10 protein-coding genes are annotated in these 15249 nt (G+C 73.7%); 4 read left to right on the top strand and 6 right to left on the bottom strand.

The features are described from left to right. The 3 genes from AC2H4J_RS04910 to AC2H4J_RS04900 all read right to left on the bottom strand — a co-directional run bounded on the left by AC2H4J_RS04910 (position 1) and on the right by AC2H4J_RS04900 (position 4432). Positions 1–1221, bottom strand: coding sequence for an MFS transporter (locus AC2H4J_RS04910; RefSeq protein WP_487463722.1), 1221 nt, complete (start codon positions 1219–1221; stop codon positions 1–3). A gap of 238 nt (positions 1222–1459) precedes the next feature. Continuing rightward, a complete protein-coding gene (locus AC2H4J_RS04905; RefSeq protein ID WP_487463721.1) occupies positions 1460–3034 on the bottom strand; it encodes an FMN-binding glutamate synthase family protein in 1575 nt (524 codons plus the stop codon). 60 nt (positions 3035–3094) lie between these two features. Continuing rightward, positions 3095–4432, bottom strand: coding sequence for an MFS transporter (locus AC2H4J_RS04900; protein WP_487463720.1), 1338 nt, complete (start codon positions 4430–4432; stop codon positions 3095–3097). Between the two features lie 97 nt (positions 4433–4529). Here AC2H4J_RS04900 and AC2H4J_RS04895 point away from each other — a divergent pair, with 97 nt between their 5' ends. Then, complete coding sequence (locus AC2H4J_RS04895; protein WP_487463719.1) at positions 4530–5159, top strand: TetR/AcrR family transcriptional regulator; 630 nt, start codon at positions 4530–4532, stop codon at positions 5157–5159. A 78-nt stretch (positions 5160–5237) separates the two neighbouring features. On the opposite strand, the gene AC2H4J_RS04890 is transcribed toward AC2H4J_RS04895, so the two are convergent. Then, entirely contained in the window at positions 5238–6653 is a 1416-nt protein-coding gene (locus AC2H4J_RS04890; RefSeq protein WP_487463718.1) for a hypothetical protein, read from the bottom strand. 478 nt (positions 6654–7131) lie between these two features. On the opposite strand from AC2H4J_RS04890, the gene AC2H4J_RS04885 reads away from it, so the two are divergent. Then, positions 7132–7530, top strand: coding sequence for a cupin domain-containing protein (locus AC2H4J_RS04885; protein WP_487463717.1), 399 nt, complete (start codon positions 7132–7134; stop codon positions 7528–7530). Between the two features lie 3 nt (positions 7531–7533). Here AC2H4J_RS04885 and AC2H4J_RS04880 read toward each other — a convergent pair whose 3' ends face one another. Beyond that, positions 7534–8631: an acetate/propionate family kinase gene (locus AC2H4J_RS04880; protein ID WP_487463716.1), complete on the bottom strand. Its 1098-nt coding sequence runs from the start codon at positions 8629–8631 to the stop codon at positions 7534–7536. Continuing rightward, on the bottom strand, positions 8628–11054 hold the full coding sequence (locus AC2H4J_RS04875) for a phosphoketolase family protein (RefSeq protein ID WP_487463715.1): 2427 nt from the start codon (positions 11052–11054) through the stop codon (positions 8628–8630). Before AC2H4J_RS04875 ends, AC2H4J_RS04880 begins: the two co-directional genes overlap by 4 nt. A gap of 104 nt (positions 11055–11158) precedes the next feature. Between AC2H4J_RS04875 and AC2H4J_RS04870 the strand changes: the two genes are divergently transcribed. Next, positions 11159–12448, top strand: a complete 1290-nt coding sequence (locus AC2H4J_RS04870; RefSeq protein WP_487463714.1) for a hydroxyacid-oxoacid transhydrogenase — start codon at positions 11159–11161, stop codon at positions 12446–12448. Then, complete coding sequence (locus tag AC2H4J_RS04865; protein WP_487463713.1) at positions 12445–15246, top strand: FAD-binding and (Fe-S)-binding domain-containing protein; 2802 nt, start codon at positions 12445–12447, stop codon at positions 15244–15246. Before AC2H4J_RS04870 ends, AC2H4J_RS04865 begins: the two co-directional genes overlap by 4 nt. Positions 15247–15249: the final 3 nt, after the last annotated feature.

Here is a 15249-nt window from a genome sequence, read left to right as displayed (position 1 = left end):
TCAGTCGGGGACGGCGACCGGGACGGGCAGCCGGACCGCAGCGCGCCGGCCGAGCGCGAGCAGTCCGATCACCGCGGTGCCGACGGCGGGCAGCGTCATGAGCGCGGCCGCCGTCGGCACCGACGTCCCCGTGGCCAGGGCGCCGGCCACCAGCACGCCGCCGGCGTGGCTGACCATCAACAGGCCCTCGAGGAACGAGAACGCGGTGCCGCGCGAGGCCTGCGGCAGCCGCTGCGCGATGACGGCCCCGGCCGGAACGGTCATCACGTCCAGGGAGCCCGCGGCGAGGAAACCGACGAGCACCAGCGGGAGCGGGCTGTCCAGCACGAACACGGCGAACGAGATCGTCGCCATTCCCGCGACGGTGCAGCAGACCAGGCGCACCAGGCGCGCGTGCTCGCCCTCGGTCGGCAGGAAGAACGCCGTCGCGATGGCCGCCAGCGGCGGCACGGTGGCCAGCAGCCCGGCGCCGGTCGGGCCGAGCGCCAGGTGCCCGGCGTAGGCGACCATCAGGCTCTCCACGGTCATGCCGAGCAGCGTGCCCAGCGTGACGACGGCGACCGAGACGACGATCAGCCGGTCGGAGGTCAGGGCGCGGACGGCGGGCCGGATCAGCGGCTCCCGGTCGGCCGCGTCCCGGGACCGGGTGGGCCGGATCCCCGCGATGAACAGCGCCCCCGCGAAGAAGGACAGGCCGTTGAGCCCGAAGGCGAGCGACGTCCCGGCCGCCGCGACGAGCAGGCCGCCCGCGGCGAAGCCGAGCAGGATCATCGCCTGGCGGGTCGCCGTGAACAGCGTCTGGGCGGCCAGGTAGCGGTCCCCGGCCAGCTGCGGCAGCGCGGCGGAGTAGGCGGCGGTGAACGGCGGGTCGGCGAGGCCGGCGAGGAAGGCCACGCCCAGCAGCGCCGGCACCGGCAGGTCGGTGAACGCCAGCAGGAGGAACAGCAGCCCGCGGACGACGTCGGACGTCACCAGCACGCTGCGGTGCGGGAAGCGGTCGGCGAGGGTGCCGAGCAGCTGGCCGATGCCCAGGTGCGGCAGCAGCGAGACGGCCGTGACGGCCGCGGCGGCGAGCGGGCTGCCGGTCACGGCGAAGACGTGCAGGGTGAGGGCGATCCGGGCGGCCCAGTCCCCCGCCTCGGAGACCGTGCGGGCGTACCAGAGCCGGCGCACCGACCCGTCGGCCAGCGGCTCGGCCAGCCTGGCCAGCCGTGCGCGCACCCGCCCCATCCCCAACCCCCGTCGGTCGTGCAGGAGCCCGGTGCGGATCCCCCGCACCGGGCTCCTCGATCAAGTCTTCTTCGCCGCTGACGCGCCTGCCGCGCCGTCCGGGTTCAGCTCCAGCTGCTGCCGCGCATGCCGACCCTCCTCCCCGGATGTCGTCGTTGGCCGCGAAGCTAGCCATGCGGAACGCCGGTGTCCACGAGTTCGCGCGCGGCGCGCCGGATCGTTACCGGAGTCAGCCGACGGCGTCCGGTGACGGCGGGGCGCTGCCGCCCTGCGGCGCCTCGGCGGACATGATCCGGACGATCTCGGCCTGGTCCGCCGGCGACGGCATCCCCCACCCCGGCTCGTAGCCGTACACGTCGCGCAGCGGCGTCGAGGAGGTGCGGCCGTCCAGCACCTCGACGACGTCGGACTCGATCAACCCGGGGTGCTCGACCCCGCAGGCCTCGGCGACCTTCACCAGGTCGCGGCGCAGGGTGGCGATGTAGTTGGCCACGCGCACCGATTTGAGGGCCGGGTCGAGGCCGTGCGCGAGCCAGGCGTTCTGCGTCGCCACGCCGGTCGGACAGGTGTCGGTGTGGCACTTCTGCGCCTGGATGCAGCCGATGGCGAGCATGGCCTCGCGCGCCACGTTCACCATGTCGCAGCCGAGGGCGAAGGCGACGATCGCGTTGTCCGGCAGGCCGAGCTTCCCCGCGCCCATGAACACGACCTGCTCGTGCAGCCCGTGCCGGGCGAACAGCGAGTAGACCCGGGCGAAGCCCAGCTGGAAGGGCACCGACACCGAGTCGGTGAAGATCAGCGGCGCCGCGCCGGTGCCGCCCTCGCCGCCGTCGATGGTCACGAAGTCGACGCCGCGCCCGGTGCGGGCCATCTGTTCGCACAGCTCGCCCCAGAAGCGCATGTCGCCGACGGCGGACTTGATGCCGACCGGCAGCCCGGTCTCGTCGGCGAGCAGCTCGACCCAGTCCAGGAGGCTGTCGGTGTCGGAGAACTCGGCGTGCCGCGACGGGCTCACGCAGTCGACGCCCTGGCGCACGCCACGGGCCGCGGCGATCTCGGCAGAGACCTTGGCGGCGGGCAGCACGCCGCCCAGCCCGGGCTTCGCGCCCTGGCTGATCTTGATCTCCAGCGCCCGCACGGGGGCGCCGGCGACGAGGTCCTTCAGCCGGTCGAGGTCGAACCGCCCCTGGTCGTCACGGCAGCCGAAGTACGCCGTCCCGATCTGGAAGACCAGCTCCCCGCCGTGCCGGTGGTGGACCGACAGGCCCCCCTCCCCGGTGTTCTGCAGGCAGCCGGCCAGCGCCGCCCCCCGGTTCAGCGCCTCCACCGCGGCACCGGACAGCGAGCCGAAGCTCATGGCCGAGATGTTGACGACCGACGCCGGCCGGAACGCCTGCGCGCGACCACGGGCGCCGCCCAGCACCTTCGCGACCGGCAGGGCGACGTCAGCGGCGGACGCGGGGTGCGAGGGCGGGACGGCGCGACCGAACGTGCGGTGGTTGATGACCGGGTAGCCGGCGGTGTACTCGAGGTCGTTGTCGGTGCCGAACCCGAAGTAGTTGTTGTCCCGCTTCGCCGACGCGTAGACCCAGCGCCGCTGGTCGCGGGTGAACGGCCGCTCCTCGTTGTTGCCGGCGACCAGGTACTGCCGCAGCTCGGGCCCGACGGACTCCAGCAGGTACCGGGCGTGGCCGATGACCGGGAAGTTGCGCAGCAGGGTGTGCTCGCGCTGGAGCAGGTCCCGGGCGGCGACCCCGGCCAGCGCGGCCAGCCCGGCGGCCGCCGCCCGCGACACAGGCTTCATGGCCGTCACCCTCCTCGGGAACGGTTGCCCGTCAAGAGGAGCGGCCGCGCCGGGTTCCGGTCAGCGGTAGGCGGACCCGCCACGCAGCCGGGCCCCGACGGCCGCGTACAGCGGCGCGAGGACGACGCCGTCGCGGGCCAGCCGGTCGCGCAGCTGGCGGCGGTGCCGCACCACGCCGATCAGGCCGATCGCCCAGAACACGTACTGCACCGAGAACGCGGCCCGGAAGGCGTCGAGGCTGTAGTCGGTCGACGCGCCCGGCGTGAGCAGGTCGAGCACCGCGCCGACGGCGAGGATGGTCAGCAGCGACGCGACGAACCCGCCCACGTTCACCACTCCGCTGGCGCTGCCCTGCCGCTCCACGGGGTTCCAGGTGCGGGCGAAGTCGAACCCGATCATCGAGCCCGGCCCGTTGGTGCCCAGGACGACGACGAGCAGGACCAGCAGCCACAGCGGAGCGCGGCCGGGCAGCAGGAGGACGACGGTCCACATGCTCGCCGTCACCGCCAGGATCCCGAAGACGAGGACCGAGCGGCGCAGCGGCCAGCGTCCGCACAGGCGGCCGAGCAGCGGTCCGACGCCCATGCCGACCACGACCAGCAGCGTGAGCAGGCCGGCCGCCGTCGCCGGGGACCGCCCCTCCCCCACGACCAGGAACGGATAACCCCAGAGCAGCGCGAACACCGTGCCGGAGAACTGGGTGACCAGGTGCGTGTAGAGCCCGATGCGGGTGCCGGGCTCCCGCCAGGTGTCGAGCAGGCGCCCGCGCAGCTCCGACAGCGGGGTCGGCGGCGGCACGGCTGACCCGGCGGGGGCGTCGCGCAGGGCGACGGCGACGAGGACGGCGACGAGCACGCCGACCCCGGCCGCGCCGAGGAACGTCGTCCGCCACGAGGTGCCGTGCAGCAGGGCCACCAGCGGATAGGCCGCGGCGATCGAACCCAGCTGGCCGAAGATCCCGGTCAGCTGCGTGATCAGCGGGACGGTCGGGCCGGGGAACCACATGCCGATCACCCGCAGCACGCTGATGAAGGTCATGGCGTCGCCTGCGCCGACGAGGACGCGCGCGGCGACCGCGGACGGCACGTCGGAGGCGAGGGCCAGCACGAGCTGACCCGCGGCCATCGTGACGGCGCCGGCGAGGATCATCCGCCGGGAGCCGAACCGGTCCAGCGCGACGCCGACCGGCACCTGCAGGGCGGCGTACACCGCCAGCTGCAGGACCAGGAACAGCGAGATCGCCGATGCGCCCGCGGAGAACCGCTCCTGGGCGTCGACGGCAGCCACGCCGAGCGATGCCCGGTGGAACACCGCAAGCACGTAGGCCGACAGCGCGACCAGCCACGCCGCGTAGGCGCGGGCGGACGGCCCGGCGGCCCGGGCGGGAGCGATCGGCATGGTCACCTCAGGATGACGTCGTCACCGTGGCACACCTTCCGAAACCACCCGGTGAGTTCGGTCACCGGCCCGGATGTGCCCATTACAGTGCCCTGCGATGCGCAATCTGGTGGATCCGGCCGACGATCCCGAGGTCGACGACGGCCAGCGCCGGGGACGCATCCTCCGCGCCCTCGCCGCCAGCATGGCCGCGAAGGGCTACCAGGCGACGACGATCGCCGACATCGCCCGCGCCGGACGGGTCTCCAAGACCATCGTCTACGCGCACTTCCGGGACAAGGAGCAGTGCCTGCTCGAGCTCTACACCCGCTCCACCGACCACGTCCTGGAGACCGTGCGCCAGGCGCAGGAGGAGGCCCGCGGTGCCGGGCTGCCCTGGCGGGACCGGCTGCGCAGCGTCATCGGCGCCTACCTGGCGGCGCTGGCCGCCGGCCCCGACGTCGCGTGGGCGGCACTGATCGAGGTGCAGGCCGCCGGGCGGCCCGCCCTGGCCCTGCGCCGGGTGGTCATCGACCGGTACGTGGACCTGATCACCGCGTTCGCCGCCGAGCTCTCGGCCGAGCACCCGGACGAGGTCCGCGCCGTGCCCCGGGAGCTCGTCGTCGCGGCGGTCGGCGGCATCAACGAGCTGATCCTCGCGCGGGTCGAGCGAGGGGACGCCGCCCGGCTCGGGGACGACGCCGACGTCGCCGCCGACGTCGTCATCGGACTGCTCGAACGACGCTGAGGTCAGAGGCCCCGCACACGCACCGCGGCCCGCCTCCACGAGGGAGACGGGCCGCGGTGGCGGTGCGGACGCGGGACGTCAGTCCGCGGCGTGACCTGCCTGCGAGGTCCGGCGGATCCGCATGGCCGCCATCACCAGGGCGATGACGACGAACGCGATGCCCACGGGCAGCGCGAGACGCGAGGGCGCGAACGCGCCGACGCCGTCGTCGAGGTCGGTGGCTCCGTCGGCCAGCTTCTTCTGACCGGCCGCGAGCTTGAGCATCCCGTCGTCCAGCTGGCCGGCGCCGTCGGCGAGGTCGCCGGTGCCCCCCGCCAGCTTGTGGACGCCGGCCTGCAGCTCGCTGCCGCCCGCGATGAGAGCGGCACCACCCTCGGTCAGCTGACCGTTGTTGGCGGTGAGCTGACCGACGCCGTCGTCGAGCTTCCGGTTCCCGGCCGCGAGCTCACCGACGCCGTCGGCGAGGTCGCCGGCACCCGCCCGCAAGGTGGCCGAGCCCTTGGCCGCGTCGCCCAGGCCGCCCGAGAGCTGGCCCGCGCCGGCCGCGAGGGTGGTGGCCCCCGCGCCCGCCTGACCGATGCCCGCGTTCAGCTGGTCGATGCCGCCGGCGAGCTGCTGACCACCCGCGGCGAGCTTGCCGGCGCCCGGCAGGAGCTGGGTGTCCACGCCGGCCTTCAGCTGGGCCAGGCCGTCGCGGAGCCCCTGCGTACCGGGGATGCCCGCGATGTAGGCCTGCGCGGTGCCCACGCCCGTGCCGGCGGCGCCGATGCTCCCCAGGGCCTGGTCGGCGAGGGCCGTCAAGGCGTCCGCCTGAGCCACGGTGAGAACGTCGTCGGTCCGGAGCTGGGCCACGGCCGCCTTGAGCTGGGCGACGTTGGTCCCGGCCGCCCCGATCTTCGCCATGGCCGTGTCGGCGTTGGAGCTCACCGTCTCCAGTCCGGCCTGCGCCTTGGCGAGGCCGCCGCTGGCGGTCGTGAGCCCGGCGGCGAGGTCATTCCCGCCCACCGCCACGGCCGCGGCACCCTGACGGAGCTCGCTGTCTGGCGCGGTCTTCGCCCGGAGCGTGCCCAGCCCGGCGGCGACGTCGTTCGCCCCCTTGCTGACCGCGACCGAACCGGTGGAGAGCTTCGCGACGCCGGCGTTGAGATCGACGGCGCCCTTCTCCAGCTTGTTCGCACCCGCGGCCGCTTCGCCGGAGCCGTCGGCGAGCTGCCTGGACCCGTCCGCCAGCTGGCCGACACCGTCGACGTACTGGTTCACGCCGCCGCTGTACTGCTGCACGCCGGCGACGTACGTGTCGGTGCCGTCGGCCACCTGGGCCGCGCCCGCGTGGAGGTCCTGGACACCGCCGGACAGCTTGTCCCAGCCGCCGGCGAACTCGGACTGGCCGGCGTTCAACCGGATCGCCCCGTCACGGACGTCGCCCGCGCCCGCGGACACGGTGCCCATGAGCAGCAGGAAAGCCGTCGAGGCCGCGGCGGCGCCGAGCAGCACCGCGGGACCGACGTACCGACGGCCACCCTTCTGAACTCGATCTCTGTACACAGAACTCCTATCGAATGGCGCCGGGCGACGATGCCCGGCGTCGGCGGAGCGTGGCGGACCTCGGAGGAGAAGGGCCGGCTCCTGAGTGGTGCAGACCAGTACCGCGTGGTACCAGCCGAGGAAAGCTAGATGAGCAGTGGCCGCCGCCACAAGCCGGGTCCCCGCCGGAGTGATCCCCTGACCAGGTGTCTTTCACCCGACCGGCGTGACCGTGGGCAGCCGTGATCGTTCACGGCGGGGTGTCGGCACGGGATTCACCCGTGTGGGGGACACCCGATCGGGGCGCCGCGCGGCGGGTCCGTCGACTCCGTCCGGTGAACGAGGACTAGGGGGCGCCTCCCGGGGGCACGACCAGCGCAGTCGTCCAATCGGGCCCCGTCCCGGTGGGCCACACGTCCCGTGAACCCGAGCCGAGAGGAGCGCCGTCATGGCGTCCGTCATCCACTACACGATCGCCACCGAAGCCGAGAAGAGCCCCGACTTCCGTCGCGTGCTGTGGACCGGCGAGCACACCCAGCTGGTGATCATGACCATCCCGAAGGGCGGTGAGATCGGCGAGGAGGTGCACGAGGTCGACCAGATCCTCACCTTCGTCAGCGGCACCGGGAAGGCGATCGTCTCGGGCGCCGAGCGCAACGTCGCCCAGGGGGACCTCGTCGTCGTCCCCGCCGGGAAGAAGCACAACTTCCTCAACACCGGCGAGAACCCGCTGATCCTCTACACCGTCTACGGCCCGCCGGAGCACGCCGACCAGGCCGTGCACGCGACCAAGGAGGAGGCCGACCGGCTGGAGGAGGCCGGCAAGGACGAGCCCCCGAACAGCTGATCGTCAGCCGCCGAGGACCTCGAGAACCTGCCGACGGATCTCGAGGTCCTCGCGTGCGGTGACGACGACGGCCGTCACCGGCGCCCCGGGTGCGCTGATGACGGCGTCGGCCGTGGTCACCCGGTTGACCGCGTCGTCCAGCGCGATCCCCAGGTGGGACAGCGCCGCGGCGAGCTCCGCACGGACCTGCCAGGCGTGCTCCCCCACCCCGCCGGTGAGCACCAGCAGCTCGAGCCCGCCGGTGGCCGCCGTCATCGCGGCGGTCTCCCGGGCCAGCCGGTGCAGGTAGACGTCGAACGCCAGCGCGCACGCCGCGTCCCCGGCCGCCCGCCCGGCGAGGACCTCCCGCAGGTCGCCGGAGGTGCCGGAGAGCCCCTTCAGCCCCGACCGGTGCTCGAGCACGTCACCCAGCTCGTCCGGAGGCACCGACCCCTGCTGGAGCAGCCACAGCAGCAGGCCGGGGTCGAGGGTGCCCGGGCGGGTGTTCATGACCAGCCCGGCCAGCGGCGTGAAGCCCATCGTGGTGTCGACCGAGACCCCGTTGCGCACGGCGGCCAGCGAGGCCCCGGCGCCGAGGTGCGCGGTCACCATGCGCAGCTCCTCCGGGGGCCGGCCGGCGAGCTCGGCTCCGCGGCGCGCCGCGTAGGCGTGCGAGAGGCCGTGGAAGCCGTACCGGCGCAGCTGCCATCGCTGCGTCCACTCCCGCGGCACCGCGTAGGTGCGCGCGGCCGGCGGCAGCGTCGCGTGGAAGGTGGTGTCGAAGCAGGCGACCGCCGGCACGTCGGGCAGCAGGGCGTGCACCGAGCGGACGCCGGCCAGGGCCCGCGGGTTGTGCAGCGGCGCGAGATGGCTGATCGAGTCGAGGTACGCGACCACGTCGTCGTCCAGGCGCGCCGGTCCGGTGTGCCGCGGCCCGCCGTGCACGATGCGGTGCCCGACCGCGTCGACCGGCCCGCACCCGCCGAGGAAGGCCTCGAGCGGCTCCAGGTGGTCCTGCCCCTGCCACGCCTCCACGGTGACGGCCGCCGTGACGGCGCCGGCGGCGTCGAGCCGGGCCAGCTTCAGGCTGCTGGATCCCGCGTTGACGACGAGCAGCCTCATGCCTCGGGCTCGTGCAGCGGCTCGTTCCCGCCGGTCACCTGTGGTCCCCGGTGAGCACCCCACTGCCAGTCGCGGATCTCCGGGAGGTCCTCGCCGTGGGTGCGCACGTACCGCCGGTGCTCGCTCAGCTGGTCGCGCAGCCGGTCGCGGGCGTGCGCGCCCACCGTGCGCAGTCGCGGCACCCGGTCGATCACGTCGATCGCCAGGTCGAAGCGGTCCAGCCGATTCATGACGCACATGTCGAAGGGCGTCGTCGTCGTCCCCTCCTCCACGTAGCCGCGGACGTGGAAGTTGTCGTGGTTGGTCCGCCGGTAGGTCAGGCGGTGGATCAGCCAGGGATAGCCGTGGTAGGCGAAGATCACCGGCTTGTCCGCGGTGAAGTAGGAGTCGAACGCGACGTCGGAGAGGCCGTGGGGATGCTCGCGGTCGTCCTGCAGGCGCATCAGGTCGACGACGTTGACCACGCGCATCCGCAGGTCCGGGAAGTACCCGCGCAGGATCTCGACGGCCGCGAGGGTCTCCATCGTCGGCACGTCGCCGGCGCAGGCCAGGACGACGTCGGGCTCGGTGCCGTCGTCGGTGCTGGCCCAGGACCAGATGCCGAGCCCCTTCGTGCAGTGCTCGACCGCGTCGTCCATCGACAGGTACTGGAGGGCCGGCTGCTTGCCGGCCACGATGACGTTGACGTACTGCCGGCTGCGCAGGCAGTGGTCGGCCACCGAGAGCAGCGTGTTCGCGTCCGGGGGCAGGTACACGCGGATCACGTGCGCCTTCTTGTTCACGACGTGGTCGATGAACCCCGGGTCCTGGTGGGAGAACCCGTTGTGGTCCTGCCGCCAGACGTGCGAGGTCAGCAGGTAGTTCAGCGAGGCGATGGGACGCCGCCACGGGATGCCGTTGGTCGTCTTCAGCCACTTGGCGTGCTGGTTGAACATCGAGTCGACGACGTGGATGAACGCCTCGTAGCAGGAGAAGAACCCGTGCCGGCCGGTGAGCAGGTAGCCCTCCAGCCACCCCTGGCACAGGTGCTCCGACAGCACCTCCATGACCCGGCCGTCCGGGGCCAGGTGGTCGTCGCCGGGCAGCCGCTCCGCCATCCACGCGCGGTCGGTGACGTCGAGGACGGCGCCCAGGCGGTTGGAGTTGTTCTCGTCGGGGCTGAACACCCGGAAGGTCTCCATGTTCTCGGCCATGACGTCGCGGAGGAACGTCCCCAGCACGCGGGTGGCCTCCACGGCCCCGGTGCCCGGCTCGGGGACGTCGACGGCGTGGTCGCGGAAGTCGGGCATCCGCAGCGGCCGCAGCAGCAGACCGCCGTTGGCGTGCGGGTTCGCACTCATCCGCCGGTCGCCGTCCGGGTGCAGATCGCGGATCGCCGGCACGGGGGCGCCGTCGTCGTCGAAGAGCTCCTCCGGCCGGTAGCTGCGCATCCACTCCTCGAGCACCGCACGGTGGCCGTCGTCCCCCCGCGCGTTGGCGAACGGCACCTGGTGCGCCCGCCAGGTGCCCTCCACCGGCACGCCGTCGACCTCTTTGGGGCCGGTCCAGCCCTTGGGCGTGGCCAGCACGATCATCGGCCAGCTCGGCCGGTCGGTGCTGCCCTCCTCCCGAGCCCGCCGCTGGTTGTCGGCGATCTCGTCCAGGCAGCGGTCGAGGGTGGCGGCGAACTGCTGGTGCATGGTCTCGGGGTCGTCGCCCTCGACGAGGTAGGGGGTGTGCCCGTAGCCGCGCAGCAGGTCGAGCAGCTCCTCGCGCGGGATCCGGGCGAGCACGGTGGGGTTGGCGATCTTGTAGCCGTTGAGGTGCAGGATCGGCAGGACGGCGCCGTCGCGCGCCGGGTCGAGGAACTTGTTGCCGTGCCAGCTCGCGGCCAGCGGCCCGGTCTCGGCCTCGCCGTCCCCGACGACCGCCGCGACGACGAGCTCCGGGTTGTCGAACGCAGCGCCGTAGGCGTGCACGAGCGCGTAGCCCAGCTCACCGCCCTCGTGGATGGAGCCCGGCGTCTCCGGGGCCACGTGGCTCGGGATGCCGCCCGGGAAGCTGAACTGGGTGAACAGCCGCCGCATGCCCGGCTCGTCCTGGCTGACGTCGGGATAGACCTCGCTGTAGGTGCCCTCCAGCCAGGACGACGCGACCGGGCCGGGGCCGCCGTGCCCGGGGCCGATCACGTACATGCAGTCGAGGTCGCGCGCGGCGATCACCCGGTTGAGGTGGGCGTAGACGAAGTTGAGCCCGGGCGTCGTGCCCCAGTGCCCCAGCAGCCGGGGCTTGATGTGCTCGGGACGCAGCGGCTCCCGGAGCAGCGGGTTGCCCATCAGGTAGATCTGGCCGACCGCCAGATAGTTCGCCGCCCGCCACCAGGCGTTGATGGCGTCCAGTTCCTCGCTGTCGAGCGGCTCCGCCTCGATCTGCGTCCTCACCATTCCGCGACGTTAGCGGCCGTCGGTGACCGGTGGGTGCCCCCGCGTTCGCCGCCGTGCCGAGGGGGCAGCAGACTCGGGGCTCCGACGAGCGGAAAGGACCGACCGTGGCCGCCTACTCCCCCGCGAACCCCGAGAGCGTCTTCACCTACGGGGCCCCGCAGCTGAAGTTCGGCTCCGGCGCCGCCGACGAGATCGGCTACGACCTCGCGCAGACCGGCGCGAAGCGGGCCCTGGTCGTCACCGACCCCGGGCTGGCCGCCACCGGCACGCCGCAGCGCGTCGCCGACCAGATGACGCAGTTCGGCATCGAGGCCGTGGTCTTCGACGGCACGCACGTCGAGCCGACCGACGAGAGCCTCGAGTACGCCGTCGGCTGGGCCCGCGAGCACGGGCCCTGGGACGCGATCGTCGCCGTCGGGGGCGGCTCGGCCATCGACACCGCCAAGGCGATCAACCTGCTCACGACCAACCCCGGCGAGCTGATGGACTACATCAACAAGCCCGTCGGGCGCGGCACGGCGCCGGTCAACCCGCTCAACCCGCTGGTCGCCGTTCCCACGACGACCGGCACCGGCTCGGAGAGCACCACGATCTGCGTGCTCGACGTCCTGTCGCTGAAGGTGAAGACCGGCATCAGCCACGCGCGGCTGCGTCCCACGCTCGCGGTGATCGACCCGGCGCTCACCCTCACCCAGCCGCCGGGGGTCACCGCCGCGTCGGGCATGGACATCCTCTGCCACGCGCTGGAGAGCTACACGTCCCGGCCGTACACGACCTACGAGCGCAAGACGCCCGAGCAGCGGGTGCCCTACTGCGGGGCCAACCCGATCTCCGACATGTGGGCGGAGAAGTCGCTGACGCTGCTCGCCGGCTCGTTCCGGCGCGCGGTCCGCCACGGCGACGACGAGCGGGCGCGCGGCGAGATGGCGATGGCCGCGACCTTCGCCGGGATGGGTTTCGGCAACGCGGGGGTGCACATCCCGCACGCCAACGCCTACCCGATCGCCGGGCAGGTGAAGGACTTCCACCCCAAGGACTACCCGCCCGACGAGCCGATGGTGCCGCACGGGATGTCGGTGTCGCTGACGGCGCCCGAGGCCTTCCGGTTCACGTTCGACGCCTCCCCCGACCGGCACGTCCGCGCCGCGCAGCTGCTCGCCCCGAACGCCGGCGTGCCGACGGACGCGCGCGAGTTCCTGCCGACCGTGCTGGTCGACCTGATGCGCGACATCGACATCCCGAACGGCATCGCTGCCGTGGGCTACGACGAGGGCGACATCCCCGATCTGGTCGACGGCACGATGAAGCAGCAGCGCCTGCTCGCCACCGCACCGAAGGACGTCACCGAGGACGACGTGGCCGGCATCTTCCGGCGGTCGCTGCACCTGTGGTGACCGACGACGACCTGACCGCGGCGTTGCGTCGGGCCGGCCTCGCCGAGGTCGACGGCTCGGGGCTCGCCCGGGCGCTGTACTCCTCCGACGGCTCGCTGTACCGCGTCCTCCCCCGGGCGGTCGTCCGGCCGCGGCATGCCGACGAGGTCGTGGCGGCCCTGTCGGTCTGCCGAGAGCTCGGAGTGCCCCTGACGATGCGGGGCGCCGGAACCTCGATCGCCGGCAACGCCGTCGGGCCGGGTGTCGTGGTCGACACCAGCAAGCACCTGTCGCGCGTGCTCGACGTCGACGTCGAGGCCCGGACGGCGACCATCGAACCGGGCGTCGTGCAGGCGGCGCTGCAACGGGCGGTGCAGCCGCGCGGACTGCGGTTCGGCCCCGACCCGAGCACGCACAACCGCTGCACCGTCGGCGGGATGATCGGCAACAACGCGTGCGGCTCCCGCGCGCTGGGCTACGGGCGGACCTCGGACAACGTCGTCGGCCTCGAGGTGGTCACCGGGACGGGCGACCGGCTGTCGCTCGCGCCGACCGGCAGCGGCGGGATCCTCGACGAGCTGCGGCGCCTGGTCGACGGCGAGCTCGCCACCATCCGCACCGAGCTCGGCCGGTTCGGGCGCCAGGTGTCGGGCTACTCCCTGGAGCACCTGCTCCCCGAGCGCGGCTTCGACGTGGCCCGCGCGCTGGTCGGCAGCGAGGGCACGCTCGCGCTGGTGCTGGGAGCGACGGTCCGGCTGGTCGCCGACGCCCCGCACCGCGGACTCGTCGTCCTCGGGTACGCCTCGATGGCCGAGGCCGCCGACGCGACTCCGGCGCTGCTGCCGCACGGCCCCACCGCCGTCGAGGGCCTCGACGCCCGCATCGTGCAGCGGCTGCGCGACGTGCCGGCGGCCGTCGTCCCGGAGCTGCCCCGCGGGGAGGGGTGGCTGATCGTCGAGCTCACCGGCGACAGCGCCACCGAGGTGGCGGCGAAGGCGCAGCAGGTCCTGGCCGACGCCGGGGCTCTGGACTCCCTCCTGGTCACCGATCCGGCGCACGCGGCGGCGATCTGGCGGATCCGCGAGGACGGCGCGGGGCTGGCCGCGCGCACCAGCGAGGGGCGGCCCGCGCACGCCGGCTGGGAGGACGCCGCCGTCCCGCCCGCGCGGTTGGGTGAGTACCTGCGCGAGTTCGAGGCGCTGCTCGACCAGTACGGGTTGCAGGGCCTGCCGTACGGCCACTTCGGCGACGGGTGCGTGCACGTCCGGATCGACTTCCCGTTCGGCACCGACCGCGGACGTCCGGTCTACCGGGCGTTCGTGGAGGACGCGGCGCGGCTGGTCGCCAGGTACGGCGGCTCGCTGTCGGGCGAGCACGGCGACGGTCGGGCCCGCAGCGAACTGCTCCCGATCATGTACTCGCCGGCCGCGATCGACCTGTTCTCCCGGGTCAAGGGCCTGTTCGATCCGGACGACGTACTCAACCCGGGCGTGCTGGTGCGGCCGGCGAAGGTCGACGCCGACGTGCGGGTCGCGGCCGCCCCGCACCGGCGCGAGGGGCTCGCCCTGGCCTACCGGCACGACGGCGGCGACTTCTCCGCCGCGGTGCACCGCTGCACCGGCGTCGGCAAGTGCCGGGCCGACCTGCCGGCCACGGTCATGTGCCCCTCGTGGGCCGCCACCCGGGAGGAGAAGGACACCACTCGTGGGCGTGCCCGGGTGCTGCAGGAGATGCTCGCGCCGGGCGGGCCGGTGAACGGCTGGCGGGCGCCCGAGGTGCACGACGCCCTCGACCTCTGCCTGTCCTGCAAGGGGTGCTCGCGCGACTGCCCGACCGGTGTCGACATGGCGACCTACAAGGCCGAGGTGCTGCACCAGTCCTACCGGCGCCGGCTGCGTCCGCGCCCGCACTACACGCTGGGGCGGCTGCCCCGCTGGGCCGACCTCGCGGCGCGGGCCCCCCGGGCGGTCAACGCGGTGCTCGGCTCGCGGCTGGGCGGCCGGCTGGCGAAGTGGTCGGCCGGGATGGACCAGCGGCGCCAGGTGCCGCCGTTCGCCGCGCGGACCTTCCGGCAGCAGTGGGCCGTCCGCCCGCGGGCGTCCGGCGGGGCGGGCGGGAAGGTGGTCGCGCTGTGGGTGGACTCGTTCACCGACCACTTCGCGCCGCACGTGGCGATGGCCGCCGCGCGGGTGCTCGAGGCGGCCGGCTACGCGGTGCAGGTGCCCGGCGACGACACCTGCTGCGCGCTCACCTGGATCACCACCGGCCAGCTCGACGCCGCGCGGAGGACCCTGGGTGCGACGGTCGCGACGCTCGACCGGCTCGCGCAGGACGGCGTCCCCATCGTGGGCGTGGAGCCCTCGTGCACCGCCGTCCTGAGGGGCGACGCCCTCGAGCTGGTGCCCGGCGCGGCGGCCGAGCGGGTGGCCGCGGCGACGCGCACCCTGGCCGAACTGCTCACCGGCACCGACGGCTGGGAGCCACCCTCGCTGGCCGGGGTGGAGATCGTCGCGCAGCCGCACTGCCACCACGCCTCGGTGCTGGGCTGGTCGCCCGACGCCCGGCTGCTGGAGCGGGCCGGGGCCACGGTCACCCGGCTCGGCGGCTGCTGCGGGCTGGCCGGGAACTGGGGCGTCGAGCGCGGCCACCACGACGTGTCGGTGACGATCGCCGAGCAGCAGCTGCTGCCCGCCGTCCGGACGGCCGGCCCGGACGCCGTGCTCCTGGCCGACGGCTTCTCCTGCCGGACGCAGCTCGACCAGCTGGCCGGCCGGCAAGGCCAGCACCTTGCTGAGCTGTTGGCAGCCCACCTGCCTTGACGG

This window comes from Blastococcus sp. OS1-29, from assembly GCF_057628075.1.
This window is presented reverse-complemented; position numbering and strand designations above follow the sequence as displayed.